This is a genomic window from Methylobacterium oryzihabitans, assembly GCF_004004555.2.
GTDB classification, from domain to species: domain Bacteria; phylum Pseudomonadota; class Alphaproteobacteria; order Rhizobiales; family Beijerinckiaceae; genus Methylobacterium; species Methylobacterium oryzihabitans.
The window spans coordinates 97,191-111,870 of record NZ_SACP01000002.1 but is presented as its reverse complement, the minus strand read 5'-3'; the positions used below and the strand labels follow the sequence as shown (position 1 = coordinate 111,870).

The window sequence follows — 14,680 nt, the reverse complement described above, 5'->3', positions numbered from 1 at the left end:
ACCGAGGGGGCGAGCCGCGCACGCGAGTTCATGCAGCCGCTGCATGGCAGCAAGGCCACCGTTCCGCTTGTGATGTGCGCTGCAACGTGGGACACCGATCCCACGCACGGACGCGATGGCGTCGCGGCCGTGTCGCCCTCCTTGGGCGTTTCCTCCCTAGACTTCGGGCCGCCTGCAAGGGCGGCCTTTTTCTTTGGTGTGCACGGGTCTTAACCGCCGTCGGGATCGGGATCAAGCACAATCGTGCGCCACCCCGGGTTGAGTCGCACTTTGTTTCCAGATTTTGCCGGCTGCGGCATCGTGTCAATCCCCCGGTCGCGACACACCCCCGCACAGTGAAGAACCATCGGTGAGTTGCCGCAGCGAGAGGATCTATCAGGTCTGTTCTCGCGTGGGGATGAGCCGATCTTGATCCTGCGAGGATTTCGCGGCTGCTTCGACCGGGAACCGAGTCCCGCGACGGGTCGTGGACGACTGCAACGTCAGGCCGGGTTCCGGCGTTTGGACCGGCGATGCCGTCCTGCACGAAATCCCGAATCCGCAGATCACGACCGTCATGAGCGCGAACACGATCCGAGACCTGTCCGTCGATCCTGATGCGGACGCACTGCTCTGGTCGTCCACCGTCGGACATCTCGCCGGCGCGTGGCGGTGGATCTTCGCCACCGGCGAACAGGTCTGGTCGCCCGGCCTGTTCGGCCTGCTCGGCCTCGATCCCGGGAGCGTGCGCCCGGACTACCGGCTGTTCCTCGCCCTCGTCCATCCCAACGACCGCGTCCTCGCGGGCAGCACGCTGCTGCTGTTCCGGGACGGCGTCCTGCCCGAGGCCACGATCCGGGTGGTCCGGCCGGACGGGGCGGTGCGCGTGCTCGCCCGCCGCGGCCGGGTCGTGCACTCCCCCGACGGCCGTCCGCTGTCGGCGGCGGGCGTGATGCTCGACGTCACCGACGCGGAGGCTCTGGCGGGCCTGCGCCACGAGGAGCAGCGCCGCCGCCGGGCGCTGTTCGAGCAGGCGCAGACCTGGACCCACGCCACCGCCTACGGGGCCGCCGCTCGCCGCGGCTCGCAGGAGATCCTGCGTCTCACCGGCCTGAGCCAGGAGGCGTTCCAGCACGACTGCACCCTGGTCTCCGTGCCCGACCGGCGCGAGCGCATGCGCGCGCAGGTCCGCCGGATGCTCGACGCCGGCCGGCCGTTCGCGGTCGAGAAGCGCCTCGTCCTCGCCGGGGGCGGGCACGGCGACTTCCGGTTCGTGTTCGCGCCCGTGCGTGACGAGCGCGGCGCGATCGAGGTCTGGGCGAGCCAGGCGGCGCGGATCGGCGGCCTGCGCGAGGCGCCGGCCGGGCGCCTGCGCCAGGGCCTCGAACAGGGCATCGAGGGGCGGCACCTGCGCGCCGCCCGCGGGCTGCTCGACTGGTCGCGCGACGATCTCGCCCGGGTCAGCGGCCTCTCGCTCTCGACCATCCGCCGCCTGGAGCAGGACGGCGAGGGGGCCGCCGCGCGCAGCCGCCACGCCGCCGTGGCGGCCCTGCGACAGGCCGGGATCGGCTTCCTGCTCGTCGACGGCAACGCCGTCGCGGTGGTGAAGCAGTAGCCCGGCAGCGTCAGCGCCCGGCGGCGTCGAAGCCGTCCGGCACCCGGCCGGTCGGGCGGACGAGGTCGTAGGGACCGCGGGCGAGGAAGCGGCCGGAGCCGGGCTGCGCCAGCACCGCGCCGTCGCGCACCGCGACCTCGCCGCGCCGGATCGTCGTCGTCGGCAGCCCCTTGAGCCGCAGGCCCTCCCACGGGGTGTAGTCGATGGCGTGGTGCAGATCGGCGTTGGCGAGCGTGCGCTCGGCCGTCGGGTCCCACAGCACGAGATCGGCGTCGGCTCCGGGCGCGAGGCTGCCCTTGCGGCCCTGGAGGCCGAACAGCCGGGCGGCGTTGGCCGAGGTCAGGCGTACGAAGGCCGGCAGGTCGATGCGGCCGGCCGAGACGCCCTCCGAGAACAGCACCGGCATCCGGGTCTCGATGCCCGGCACGCCGTTGGGGATCGCGTTGAAGGCCGGCAGCCCGTCGGCGCGGGCCGCCGCGCCGCCCTGGCCGTAGCCGCTGCTGCCGGGGGCGCGCTTGGCGGTGGCGAAGGAGAAGCCGCAATGGTCGGACGACACCACGTCGAGGGTGCCGTCCTGGATCCGGGCCCAGACCCGCGCCCGCTCCTCCGGCGCCCGCAGGGCCGGCGAGCACACCGCCTTGGCGCCCTCGAAATCCGGCCGCGCGAGGTCGTCGGTCGAGAGGGTGAGGTATTGCGGGCAGGTCTCGCCCCACACCTTCACGCCCCGCGCCCGCGCCCGGGCGATCTCCTCCGCCGCCGCGTCGCAGGAGACGTGGAAGACCTGGATCGGCTGGTCGACGAGTTCGGCGAGCGCGATCGCCCGGTGGGTCGCCTCGCGCTCGACCACCGGCGGACGGGCCCAGGCGTGCTGGAGCGGGTCGGTGAGGCCGGCCGCCAGCAGGGCGCGGATGCGCCAGCCGATCGCGTCGAAGTTCTCGCAATGCACCGTCACCAGGGCGCCGAGCCGGCGGGCGGTGGCCAGCACCTCGAGGAACTGCCCGTCGGTGAGGCGCAGGGGATCGTAGGTGAGGAACACCTTCAGGCTGCGGATGCCGCGGGCGACGAGCGCCGGCACCTCCCGCTCCAGCACGTCCGGGGTCGGGTCGGTGATGATCTGGTGGAAGCTGTAATCGGCCATCGCGGCGCGGGCGGTCGCCTCGTAGGACTCCGCGGTGGCGGCGATCGGGTGGCCCTTCCATTGCGGCACGAAGCAGATGAACGAGGTCGTGCCGCCGGCGAGCGCCGCCGCCGAGCCGGTGACGAAGCTCTCCTCCTGCACGCCCCCGCCCTCGGCGGGCTCCTCGATGTGGCAATGCGGGTCGAGTCCGCCGGGGGTGAGGATCAGCCCCCTGGCGTCGATCTCCTCCGCGCCCCGCCGCAGGCCGCGCCCGACCGCCGCGATGGTGCCGTCCTTCACGCCGAGATCGGCCTCGAACACCTCGGCCGCGCTGGCGAGCGTGGCGCCGCGCACGACGAGGTCGTAGTCGTGGTCGTGGCTCTGCATGGGGCTGGTCCTCCGCTGGCGTCGGGGATCGTTCTACCTGCCGACCCGCACCGTTGTCCCGCGCGCGCCGTGCAAGACGGTGGCCGGATGATGTGTACCTCCGTGCTTCGCCATCGACACGTCGATGGCGAAGCGTCCGGCGCATCGGCGCCGGCGCCCGTTCGGGCTTGCCTTGCATCGTCGAACGGGACCGTTCGACGATGCGGCGGTTCATACGATTTTCGATTGATCGCTTCGCGATGCGAAAATCGGCCTCGCTCAGGCGCCGCGCGGGCTCGTGATACGGATTTCGGAACTGATCGTCCGAAAATCGTATCACAGGAACGGCGCCGGGTCGGCCGGGTCGGGCCGCGGCGCGGGGCCCGGTCGGTTCCACCAGCCGCCGCCGAGGGCCTGGAACAGGGCGGCGGTGTCGGCGTACTGGTTGGCGAGCGCCTGGTTCTGGCTGATGACCGCCTGGAGATAGGCCTGCTGCGTGATGAGCAGCGAGGCGCTGCTGACCGCCCCGGCGGTGAACTGCTTGCGCACCAGCGCGACGCTCTCGCGGCTCGCCTCCAGTGCCCGGTTGGCGGCGGTGACGGCGCGGCCGTCGGACTGGAGCGCCCGCAGGGCATCGGCGACGTTCTGGAGCGCGGTCAGCACCGTGGCGCGGTACTGGGCCTGGGCCTGGGTCAGGGTCTCCTCGGCGGCGCGCTGGCGGCGAAAAAGGGTGCCGGCGTCGAACAGCGGCTGGGCGACGGCCCCGGCGACGCTCCACAGGCCGGCGGCCGGGTTGAGCAGCCCCGCGAAGGTGGTGGCGCTGGCCCCGCCGGCGGCCGAGAGGGTGAATTGCGGCAGCCGGTTGGCCAGCGCGACGCCGACCTGGGCGCCGGCCGCCTGCACGGCGGCCTCCGCCGCCTTCACGTCGGGCCGCTGGGCGACGAGACGCGAGGGCAGGCTCACCGGCAGGTTGCGCGGCAGGCGCAGGCCGGCGAGGGTGAAGGTCTGGCCGATCTCCTCGCTCGGGACGCGGCCGGCGAGCGCGGTGAGCAGGTTGCGCTGCTGCGCCAGCGCCCGCTGCAGGGGCGGCAGCGTCTGCTGCGACTGGGCGAGGAGGGCGGTCTGCTGCACCACGTCGGCGCCGGCGAGCTGGCCGGCCTGGGACTGGGTGGTGATGAGCTTCAGGAGGTCGGTCTGGGCCGCGATCACCTTCTCGGTCGCGGCGATCTGGCCGCGCAGGGACGCCTCCTGGATCGCCGCCGCCACGACGTTGCCGGTCAGCGTCAGCACCGCGGCCTCGTACTGCCAGCCTTGAATCGCGGTCTGGGCGTCGGCGGCCTCGATCGCCCGGCGGGTGCCGCCGAACACGTCGGGGACGTAGGACACCGTCACCCCCGGCGTCGCGAGGCTGTAGAGCAGGGCGTTGTTGTTGAGCGGCGACTGGATGTCGCCGCCCGGCGCCTTCTGGTAGGAGGCCGCGCCCCCGAACGCGACCTGCGGGAACAGCGCGCCGCGCTGGGCCTCGGCGCTCTCGCGCGCCGCCCGCAGGGAGGCGTCCGCCGCTTCCAGGGTCGGGTTGCGCGCCAGCGCCTCCGCGACGAGGGCGTCGAGGGCCTTCGAGCCGAACAGCCGCCACCACGCGCCCGGCACGTCGGCGCCCGGCACGAAGTGTTGCCGCGGGGCGTGCTGGGACGGGTGGGCGCCGGCCGCCGCGACCTCGGGGTCGCGCAGGGGCTCGGGCGTGTAGCCGGCGGCCGGCGGCGCCTGCGCGCCGTGGAAGTCGGGCCCGACCATGCAGGCCGAGGCGAGGAGCGGCAGGGCGAGAGCCGCGAGGCGCGCGGGCAGGCGCAGGCGCCGCGAGGACGACATGGGGAAGCGGGGCGTCACGGGGTCGGTTCCGCATGGGTCCGGACGGCCGGGCGGGCCGGCTCGGGGGGAGGGCGGCGGCGCGAGGCGGCGGCGATCAGCGCCGGCATCACCACCAGGATCAGGATCGGCGCGAGCAGGATGCCGCCGACCACCACGAGGGCGAGGGGCTTCTGCACCTGCGAGCCGATGCCGTCGGAGAGCGCCGCCGGCAGCAGGCCGACGCAGGCGGCGACGCAGGTCATCATCACCGGCCGCATCCGCACCGCCGCGGCCTCGCGGATCGCGGCGAGCCGGTCCCGGCCCGCGGCGACGAGCTGGTTGTACGACCCGAGCAGGATCACCCCCTCCATGGTCGAGATGCCGAACAGCGCGATGAAGCCGATCGCCGCCGAGACCGAGAACGGCGTCCCGGTGACGAGCAGGGCGAAGATGCCGCCGATCAGCGCCATCGGGATCACGCTGAGCGTCAGCAGCGTGTCGGTGAGGGAGGCGAAGTTGAGGTAGAGCAGCAGCGCGATCAGCAGCAGGGTGACCGGCACCACCACCTGGAGCCGGGCGATCGCCCCCTGGAGGTTGCTGAACTCGCCGACCCAGTCGAGCCGGTAGCCCGGCGGTAGGGTCACCTCGTCGGCGATGCGCGCCTGCGCCTCCAGCACCGCCCCGCCGAGGTCGCGGCCGCGGACGCTGAACTTCACCGGGATGTAGCGCTGCTGGTCCTCGCGGTAGATGAACGCCGCCCCCGAGACCAGTTCCACCGTCGCGATCTCGCTCAGCGGGACCTGCATCACGCCGCCATTCGGGTTCGCCACCCCGACCGTGATGTTGCGGATGCTGGCGAGCGAGCTGCGGTATTGCGGGGCGAGGCGCACCCGCATCGGGAAGTGGCGGTCGCTGCCGTACTCGTAGAGGTCGCCGGCGGTCTGGCCGCCGATCGCCGCCTGGATCGTGGTGTTGACGTCCCCGGGCGTGAGGCCGTAGCGGGCCGCCCGCGCCCGGTCGACGTCGATGCGCACCGTCGGCTGGCCGAGGGAATCGAAGATCGCGAGGTCGGTGATCCCCGGCACCCGGGCGAGCGCCGCCTTCACCTCGCCGGCCGTGCGGGTGAGCGTCTCGAGGTCGTTGCCGTAGATCTTGACCGAGTTCTCGCCCTTCACGCCCGAGGCCGCCTCCTCGACGTTGTCCTCGATGTACTGCGAGAAGTTGAACTCGACCCCGGGCAGGGCCTCGGCGAGCCTCGCCGACATCTCCTCGACGAGATGCTCCTTGGTCAGCCCCTTGCGCCAGGCGTCCGCCGGCTTGAGGGGGGCGAGGATCTCGACGTTGAAGAAGCCGGTGGCGTCGGTGCCGTCGTCGGGCCGGCCCTGGTGCGAGACCACCGTGACCACCTCCGGGAACGAGCCGATCAGGGCGCGCATCCGCTCCACCGCCGGGTTGCCGGCATCGAGCGAGATCGAGGCCGGCAGGGTGGCGCGGATCCACAGGTTGCCCTCCTCCAGCTTGGGCAGGAATTCGAGGCCGAGCCCCCGCACCCCGATCCCGGCGGCGAGGAGGCCGGCCAGGGCCACCCCGATCGCGAGGCCGCGATGGGCCACCGCCCCGCGCTGGAGCGGCCCGAACAGCGCCCGCAGGGCCCGCACCACGGGCGTGTCGCGCTCCTCGACGCGGTTCGGCAGGATCAGCGCGGCGAGCGCCGGCGAGACCGTGTAGGTGGCGATCAGCCCGCCGACGAGGGCGTAGGCGTAGGTCTTCGCCATCGGCCCGAAGATGTGGCCCTCGACCCCCGTCAGGGTGAAGAGCGGCAGGAAGCCCGTGATGATGATCGCGGCCGAGAAGAAGATCGCCCGGTTCATCTCGCGGGCGGCGGCGCCGATGACGCCGAGGCGGGTCTCGGCGTCGGCGGGGCCGCGATGCTCGGCGAGGTGGCGGTAGATGTTCTCCACCATGATGACGGTGGCGTCGACGATGAGGCCGAAATCGATCGCGCCCAGGGAGAGCAGGTTGGCCGAGTCGCCCCGCGCCACCATGATCGTGATGGCGAAGCCGAGGGCGAACGGGATCGTCGCCGCGACGATGATCGCGCTGCGCAGGCTGCCGAGGAAGAGCCACTGGACCAGGAACACCAGCACCACCCCGACCACGAGGTTGTGCAGCACCGTGTGGGTCGTGGTGTCGATGAGCCCGCTGCGGTCGTAGATCGGCTCGATCCGGACCCCCGGCGGCAGGATCCCGCTGGCGTTGATCCGCGCGATCTCGGCCTTGACCCGCTGGAGGGTCGGCAGGCTCTGGCCGCCGCGGCTGAGCAGCACGATGCCCTCGACGATGTCGCCGTCGCCGTCGTGGCCGACGATGCCGAGCCGCGGCGCGTGCCCGACCCGCACCTCGGCGACGTCGCGGATCAGAATCGGCACGCCGTTCGCCTGCGTCACCATCGTGTTGCGGATGTCGTCCGTGTCGCGGATCAGGCCGACGCCGCGCACCACCGCCGACTGCTCGCCGACGTCGAGGGTCTGGCCGCCGACGTTGGTGCTCGAAGCGTTGAGCGCCGTCGTCACCTGCACCAGCGTCAGGCCGCGGGCCTGGAGCCGGGGCAGGTCGACCGAGACCTCGAACTCCTTGACCTTGCCGCCGAAGGCCGAGACGTCGACGATGCCGGGAATCGCCTTGAACCGGCGCTGGAGCACCCAGTCCTGCAGCGTCTTGAGGTCGGTCGAGGAGAAGCCCTTGGGCCCCACCACCTTGTAGCGCATGATCTCGCCGATCGGGCTCGTCGGCGAGATCTGCGGCTGGGCGCCGTTGGGCAGCGGCGGCAGCTGCGACAGGCGGTTGAGCACCCGCTGCAACGCCTCCTCGTAGGTGAAGTCGTAGGTGAACTGGATCTTCACGTCCGAGAGGCCGAACAGGGAGATTGTGCGCACCACCGTGGCGTTGGGGATGCCGGCGAGCTGCACCTCGAGCGGGATGGTGATGTAGCGCTCGATCTCTTCGGCCGACTGGCCCGGATTCTGGGTGATGACGTCGACGAGCGGCGGCACCGGGTCGGGATAGGCCTCGATGTTGAGGATTCGGAAGCTGCCATAGCCGACCGCCAGCAGGCCGGCGAACAGCAGCAGGACCAGCACCCGCTGGCGCAGGGCGAACTCGATCACCGCGTTCATCGTCGGGGCTCGCTAGGGTTGGGGCCGGTTGGGCGGAAGATTCAGGACGCCCTGTCGCCGCTGGCGGCGCGGTCGATGAACAGGCTGCCGCGGGTGACCACCCGCTCGCCGGGGCTCAGGCCCTGCACGACCTCGACCAGCCCGTCGGCGGCGAGGCCGAGGGCGACGCCCCGCGCCTCGATGGCGCCGTCCGGGCGCTCGACCCAGACATGGGCGCGCCCGCCCTCGTACACGACGGCGCCGGCCGGCACCGCCGGGGCCGAGACCGCGCGCCCGGTCAGGATCGCGAAGGTGGCGAACATCTCGGGCCGCAGCAGCCCCTCGGCGTTGTCGATCTCGGCCCGGACCGGGAGCCGCCGGGTCGCCGGGTCCAGGGCGGCGGCGACGTAGGAGATGGTCGCCCGGAAGGTCCGGCCCGGCAGCCCGACGACCCGGGCCTCGAGCTCCTGGCCCTTGCGGACCTGCGCCGCCTCGCTGTCGCGCACCTGGGCGATGAGCCAGACGGTCGAGAGGTCGCCGATGACGAAGACCGGGTCGCTGCCCGCGGACAGGTACTGGCCGGTGCCGACCTTGCGCTGGACGATGGTGCCGGCGATCGGCGCGCGGATCTCGGTCTCGGGGCTCATCGCGCCGCTGCGGGCGAAGGCCTCGATCTCGGCCTCCGACTTGCCGAGCAGGCGCAGGCGGTTCTTCACCGCCTGGAGGCTCGCCTCGGCGGCGCGCTGGTCGCTCTGGGCCGCGATGACGTCGTTCTGCGCCTGCTGCCAGTCCTTCAGCGCCACCGCCCGGGCCTGATAGAGCTCCTGAAGCCGCGCCGCGACGGTCTGGTTGAGCTTGAGCAGGGCGGCGTTCTTGGCGAGCGCGTTGGCCGCCGCCTGATAGTCGTTGAGGGCCTGGACCATGTCGGCGGCCTCGAGCGTCAGCAGGACCTGCCCGGCCGCGACCCGGTCGCCGGCGCGGGCGGTCACCCGCAGCACCCGGCCGGCATAGGGCGCGTAGACCGGGACGTTGTCGTCCTCGTTGACGCCGATCCGTCCGTCGGCGGAATCCTCCGGCTGGAACGCCCGGGTCGCGACCGGCTCGATCGTGAAGCCGGCGCGCTGCTGCTTCGTCGGGCGAAACACGCCCTCGCGCGGCGCGGCGCCGGCGGGGGCGTCCGCCCGCGTGCCGGCCTCGCCGGGCCCGCCCAGGGCGTCGAGGGCGCCGGCGCGCCACAGCAGCACGCCCGCGGCGGCCAGGACCAGAACGAGCAGCGCCGGAACGGCCCGCCGGACCGGGCGGCGCCCCGGCCGGGGATTGGTGTCGTCCATCGCTCCGCGTTCCCCGGCTCCGCCTGCGGTCACGGGGGCGCGTCGCCCGGGTTTCCCGCTCATGGTCGCGCCGTGCTGTTGTCCCGGATTGCGGCGGTGTCTGGGCGACGGTGGGTTAGGCCGGATGGCCATGGGTCGTCGTCGGGGCGCCGCGGGATCAGCCGCACGACAGGCCGGTCGCGATCACGATGAAGATCGGTCGACACCCGGTCGTTCCTCTGTGTCAGGGTCTCGTTTGATCGCACCGCATGACGGTCCGGTGACTAGCCGGGGCCTGATCACCCGGGCGATCCCGACGGAACCGGTGCAAGTCTCCTGCCGGAGCGGCGCGGCGCGCGCCCGGACGCGGCGGGACCGTGGTTCGACATCCGCCATCGACCGGGATCCCGGTTTCGTGCCATCACGTTCCGACATCGACAGGATTCGGGTGGCCGCGCCGGCCGTGCCGGCGTCGCTGTCACGGTCGCCCGGGATTGCCGGAGATGCGGGGTCTCCCCCGGCGATCCGACACCCCAGCCGTGGAGGCCGGATGGAGCCCGTCGTGATCCTGGCTGCTGCGGCAGCCGTGCTGTTCTCCTGCCTCGCGGCCGGGTTCGCGTTCATGCGCGGGCGCCGTCCCCCCTTGCGCCTGCCGCACGAGGACACCCTGGAGGATCGCGGCGACGGGCTGTACAGGGACGACCAGCCCGAGGAGCCCGCCCTGCACCGCCTGCCCGAGATGTTCGACGACCTGCTGCCCGAGACTCTGCTGCCCGATCCCCGGACGCCCGCGCGCCGCGGCCCCGACACGATCGACCACGACCCGGCCGAGCCGGGCCTGGGCGGGCGTCCCGGCCGGACCGACGACCGATGAGGGGTCTCCGCCTCGCCCTGCTGCCGCTCCTCGCCCTGCTGCCGGCGGCGGTCCGGGCGCAGCCGGCGCCGGACCCGTCGGCCGCGCCGGTCGCCTGCGGCGCCCGGGCGGCGCGCTACGCCGCGGCGAAGGGCCTGTCGCTGTGGGTTGCCCGCCGGGGCACGATGACCTTCGAGAATCCCCTGCGGCCGCTCTCGCCCGAGGTGCTGCAGGTGCTGCAGGTGACCATCCGCAACAAGCCCGCGACCGCCTACGGCCCGGACCTCGACAGCCTGCGGCGCGGCGCGTCGCCCGCCGCCCTGGAGGCGCAGTACGGCGCCCCGGTGAAGTGGTCCGGCGAGCTTGAGGGCCTGCCGGCGTCGCTGCGGATCCTCGCCGACGACGGCGCCGCGGTGCTGGCGCAGCTCCGGTTCGAGGCGTGCGGCGACGCCCCGAAGGTCGCCGAGCCGCGCAAGCCGGCGCCGCCCCGCAAGCCGGCGCCGAAGCCGAAGGAGGGCGCTCCCGCCGAGGCCACCCGCACGCCGTCCGGCCGCGCCCTGCCGCAGGGCGCCCTGCCGGAGGGCGCGCTGGCGCCCGGCCCGCGCCCCTGACGCAGGGGAGCCGTCGCGCGTCCGGCGCGTTCATGAGAGGAGCGCCGCGGGGCGGCGTTCTGCCTCATGCCCGGTGCGGAGACGTCATGTTCGGACCCTGGATGCAACTCGGCCTCGCCACGACGCAGCTCGCCTTCGAGGCGCAGACCGTCATCGCGATGCGGTTGGCGAAGCTGTCGCTCGGCGGGCCGGCCGCCGGGGTCGAGGCGCAGCGGATGGTGTCGGAGAAGGTGATGGCTGCGATGGAGGCCGCCGCGACGCTCGCCACCGGCGGTTCGGCCTCCACGGTGGTGAAGGACTACCGGCGCCACGTGCGCGCCAATGCCCGCCGGCTCCGGCGCGGCTGAGGCCGGGACGCCCGCAGGGCGCGGGCCCGCGGCGTTACTTGCGGGCCGCCATCATGTCGTGGGTGAGCACCGTGAGCTTGCCGATCAGGCTCGAAATGTCGCCGTGGGTGCACGACCACTGCGTCCCGATCGCGGCGCCGTCGGACGACACCGAGACGACCGCCACCGAGCGCAGCTTGCCCTCGCGGGCGAGGCGGAGCTGCTCCTGCAGCACGTCGATCATCGAGGCGGTGTTCTCGTCCGCCGGGGTGACGGGAACGGCCCGGGGAAAGGCGAGCACGCGGTCTTGGTCGGTCGCGGATTCGGTCATGGCACTCTACGCACGCAGGGAGGAATCGCAGGACGGGGCGGAGGCGGTCTGGTCGAGCCGCGCGACGAGGTCGGCGAGACATCCCGCCAGATCCGCCGGCAGTGCCTCGGAGAGGCAGCCGCCGTAGGCCGCCCGCAGCCCGGTCGACAGGGCCGCCACGTAGCGGTCTCCCTCGCCGGGGACGGGGTCCGGTCCGGCGAACCCGGTCTCGTCGCTGTGGATCTGTGACGTCATCGTAACCTCGGGTCGATCGGCGTCTTCCCTCCCGGCTCACCCTGCCAGTCCCGGCGCGGATCACAATCCCCGCTCTGTGGTCGAGCTTGCAGTTCGACTTCCCTTGTTGTGGTGCAGCAACACTTCCGGGCCGCCCCGCCGACGTGCCAGTTCCGGCCGGGTGCGGCCACGGTCGAGGCGGTGGCGAGATCTTTCGGTCCGGTTAATCGGGGCCGGCCACGACTTGCCGCGGCGGGGACCTGCGGCTGTTCACGACGGGGCCCGACGCGAGCCCTCTCCCCCTCCGCGGGGGAGGGTTCGCGCCCCGCCTAGCCCACGCCGACCGGGCGCTTGATCGCCGAGGGCGTGCGCATCGTGACCAGCTCCTCGCCGGCGGTCGGGTGGACCGCGATGGTGCGGTCGAAATCCGCCTTGGTGGCGCCCATCGTCACGGCGATGCCGACCGCCTGGATGATCTCGCCGGCATCGTGGCCCATGACGTGGACGCCGACGACCCGGTCGCTGGCGCGGGCGACCACGACCTTCATCAGGATGCGCTCGTCGCGGCCCGACAGGGTCGCCTTCATCGGGCGGAACCGCGCCTCGTAGACGTCGATCTCGCCGTGGAGCGCGCGCGCCACGTCCTCGTTGTGGCCGACGACGCCGATCTCCGGCGTCGAGAACACCGCGGTCGGGATCAGTTCGTGATCCACCGCCCACGGTTTGCCGCCGAACACCGTGTCGGCGAAGGCGTGGCCCTCGCGGATCGCGATCGGGGTCAGGGCGGCGCGGTTGGTGACGTCGCCGACGGCGTGGATCGACGGCACGGCGGTCTGCGAGAAGCGGTCGACCGGGATCGCCCCGGCGGCGTCGAGGTCGAGGCCGACGCGCTCCAGCCCGAGCCCGGCGACGTTGGGGCGCCGTCCGGTCGCCACCAGCACCTGATCCACGACGAGGGTGCTGCCGTCGTGCAGCGTGGCGCGGATCGCGCCGTCCTGGCGGTCGAGGCGGTGCACGGTGGCGCCCAGCCGCAGGTCCATCCGCTTGGCGTAGGCCTCGCCCAGCGCGTCGCGGATCTCGGGGTCGAAGCCGCGCAGCAGCCGGTCGCCGCGGTGGAGCAGGGTGGTGCGGCTGCCGAGCGCCGCGAACACCCCGGCGAACTCGACCGCGATGTAGCCGCCGCCGACGACGAGGATGCGCGCGGGCTGCGTCTCCAGCTCGAACACCTCGTTCGAGGTGATGGCGAGCTCGGCGCCGGGGATCGCCGGCTCCTTCACCGGGCGGGCCCCGACCGCGATCAGGATGTGCCTGGCCCGCACCCGCTCGCCGGAGGCGACGAGGCGCACGGTATGCGGGTCCTCGATCACCGCCCGGTCGGCGACCACGTCGACGCCGGCGCGCATCAGGTTGGTGGCGTAGATGCCTTCCAGCCGCGTCACCTCGGCGTCGCGCCGGCGCTTCAGCGCCGCCCAGTCGAAGCGCGTCGTCCCGACCTCCCAGCCGAAGCCGGCGGCGTCCTCGAACTCGTCGGCGAAGCGGCCGGCATAGACCATCAGCTTCTTGGGCACGCAGCCGCGGATCACGCAGGTGCCGCCGACCCGGTACTCCTCGGCCAGCCGGACCCGGGCGCCGTAGCCGGCGGCGATGCGGGCCGCCCGCACGCCGCCGGACCCGCCGCCGATCACGAACAGGTCGCAGTCGAAATGGTCGGACTCGCTCATCGCGGTTCTCCTTCTCGGGCGTCGTCATGGTGGCGCAACGCGCGGGCCCAGGCGATGGCGGCGCCGAGGCTCGCGGTCCACCACGCCGCCCAGGCGCCGTGCTCGACGAAGGCGACGATCGCGGCGGCGGCGAGCAGCGCCAGCGCCGCCGCCCGCTCCGGCCGCCCCCAGGCCGCGAGGGCGCGCAGAAGCAGCATCAGGGCGATGCCGGCCAGCACCGCGCCGGGCAGGCCGAGTTCGACCCAGACCTGCAGGAAGCTGTTGTGCGGATGGCCGACCGCGAGCATCTCGCGCATCTCGGCCGGCAGGCCGGCGGCGACCGGCGTCTCGTGGAAGCGCCCGCTGGTGCCGAGTCCGGCCCCGCGCCAGGGATCGGCCGCCACCGCGGCGCCGAAGCTGCGGGCGATCATCACCCGCGCCCGGGTGCTGCTCGCCGCGAGGCGCTCGTGCGCCGCCTCGGGCATGAGCCTCGTCAGGATCTCGCCCTCGACCGGCGCCACCGCGAGGGCGGCGAGCAGCGCCGCGCCGGCGAGGGCCACGGCCGGGCGCCCCGGCATCCGGCGCGCCGCCGCGTAGACGATCAGGCCGGTGGCGAGGCCGAGCACGGCGGCGCCGCTGACTGAGCGCCACGCGGCGACGAGGCAGGCGAGCACGATCAGCGCCGCGAGCCCGCGCCGGCCCCGCCGCAGGAGCAGGGCCGCGAGGGGAAACACCACCAGCATCGCGGTGAGCAGCGGCCGGTTGTAGGCGAAGGCCGCGACCCGCAGGCCGAGCGCCCGCCGCATCGCGAGGTCGGCGGCGAGGTCGGCCACCACGACGGCGCAGGACGCCGCCAGGATCCAGCCCGCCGGTCCCGCCGCGGCGGCGAGCCAGGGCGGCGCCAGCCGGGCGACGAGGAACGCCCCGGCGAGCGCCGGCAGGAATTCCGTGGCGGTGCGCCAGGACAGGCCGGGCAGCGCGGTCCAGGCGCAGCTCAGGCCGCACCACGCCAGGAAGGCGAGGGCGGCGAGGCCGAGCGGGCCGGCGAGGGGCGCGAACGTGCGCCGCAGGGCGCCGGCCCCGCCCTCGCGCCACTCGGCGGCGAGGAACAGCAGCCCGGCCAGCCCGATGACGAGCGGACTCGACCGGTTCGCCGCCGCCATGATCGCCGGCAGCGCCGCGACCAGCCCGACCGCGACGGCGCGCAGCGGACCCGCCGGCCGGGCCGGACCCGGATCCACCCTCCGCACCGCGCG

The 14,680-nt window shown here is 73.7% G+C and carries 12 protein-coding genes; 4 read left to right on the top strand and 8 right to left on the bottom strand.

Features of this window, described 5'->3' with window-relative positions; translation table 11 throughout:
* The first annotated feature begins 556 nt into the window (after positions 1-556).
* The gene (locus tag EOE48_RS03020; RefSeq protein ID WP_127727302.1) at positions 557-1,594 is read left to right on the top strand and encodes a PAS domain-containing protein; all 1,038 of its coding nucleotides are present in this window, start codon (positions 557-559) and stop codon (positions 1,592-1,594) included.
* A gap of 10 nt (positions 1,595-1,604) precedes the next feature.
* On the opposite strand, the gene hydA is transcribed toward EOE48_RS03020, so the two are convergent.
* From hydA to EOE48_RS03000, 4 genes are all read right to left on the bottom strand, one after another.
* The gene (hydA, locus tag EOE48_RS03015; RefSeq protein ID WP_127727301.1) at positions 1,605-3,098 is read right to left on the bottom strand and encodes a dihydropyrimidinase; all 1,494 of its coding nucleotides are present in this window, start codon (positions 3,096-3,098) and stop codon (positions 1,605-1,607) included.
* 315 nt (positions 3,099-3,413) lie between these two features.
* Entirely contained in the window at positions 3,414-4,964 is a 1,551-nt protein-coding gene (locus EOE48_RS03010; RefSeq protein ID WP_246153924.1) for an efflux transporter outer membrane subunit, read from the bottom strand.
* Positions 4,961-8,101, bottom strand: coding sequence for an efflux RND transporter permease subunit (locus EOE48_RS03005; protein WP_127727300.1), 3,141 nt, complete (start codon positions 8,099-8,101; stop codon positions 4,961-4,963). Before EOE48_RS03005 ends, EOE48_RS03010 begins: the two co-directional genes overlap by 4 nt.
* 41 nt (positions 8,102-8,142) lie before the next feature.
* Entirely contained in the window at positions 8,143-9,411 is a 1,269-nt protein-coding gene (locus EOE48_RS03000) for an efflux RND transporter periplasmic adaptor subunit (RefSeq protein WP_127727299.1), read from the bottom strand.
* A gap of 529 nt (positions 9,412-9,940) precedes the next feature.
* Between EOE48_RS03000 and EOE48_RS02995 the strand changes: the two genes are divergently transcribed.
* From EOE48_RS02995 to EOE48_RS02985, 3 genes are all read left to right on the top strand, one after another.
* Entirely contained in the window at positions 9,941-10,264 is a 324-nt protein-coding gene (locus EOE48_RS02995; protein WP_127727298.1) for a hypothetical protein, read from the top strand.
* Positions 10,261-10,854, top strand: a complete 594-nt coding sequence (locus EOE48_RS02990; protein WP_127727297.1) for a hypothetical protein — start codon at positions 10,261-10,263, stop codon at positions 10,852-10,854. The genes EOE48_RS02995 and EOE48_RS02990 overlap by 4 nt, the downstream gene beginning before the upstream one ends.
* An 86-nt stretch (positions 10,855-10,940) precedes the next feature.
* Positions 10,941-11,201 (top strand): hypothetical protein, encoded by a 261-nt coding sequence (locus EOE48_RS02985; RefSeq protein ID WP_127727296.1) that lies wholly within the window; start codon positions 10,941-10,943, stop codon positions 11,199-11,201.
* A gap of 34 nt (positions 11,202-11,235) precedes the next feature.
* On the opposite strand, the gene EOE48_RS02980 is transcribed toward EOE48_RS02985, so the two are convergent.
* The 4 genes from EOE48_RS02980 to EOE48_RS02965 all read right to left on the bottom strand — a co-directional run bounded on the left by EOE48_RS02980 (position 11,236) and on the right by EOE48_RS02965 (position 14,665).
* On the bottom strand, positions 11,236-11,511 hold the full coding sequence (locus tag EOE48_RS02980) for a hypothetical protein (protein WP_127727295.1): 276 nt from the start codon (positions 11,509-11,511) through the stop codon (positions 11,236-11,238).
* A 6-nt stretch (positions 11,512-11,517) separates the two neighbouring features.
* A complete protein-coding gene (locus tag EOE48_RS02975; RefSeq protein ID WP_127727294.1) occupies positions 11,518-11,745 on the bottom strand; it encodes a hypothetical protein in 228 nt (75 codons plus the stop codon).
* Between the two features lie 308 nt (positions 11,746-12,053).
* Positions 12,054-13,445 carry a glutathione-disulfide reductase gene (gor, locus tag EOE48_RS02970; protein WP_127727293.1) on the bottom strand — a complete coding sequence of 464 codons (1,392 nt, stop codon included), beginning with the start codon at positions 13,443-13,445 and terminating at the stop codon, positions 12,054-12,056.
* On the bottom strand, positions 13,442-14,665 hold the full coding sequence (locus EOE48_RS02965; RefSeq protein WP_246153923.1) for an O-antigen ligase family protein: 1,224 nt from the start codon (positions 14,663-14,665) through the stop codon (positions 13,442-13,444). Before EOE48_RS02965 ends, gor begins: the two co-directional genes overlap by 4 nt.
* Positions 14,666-14,680: the final 15 nt, after the last annotated feature.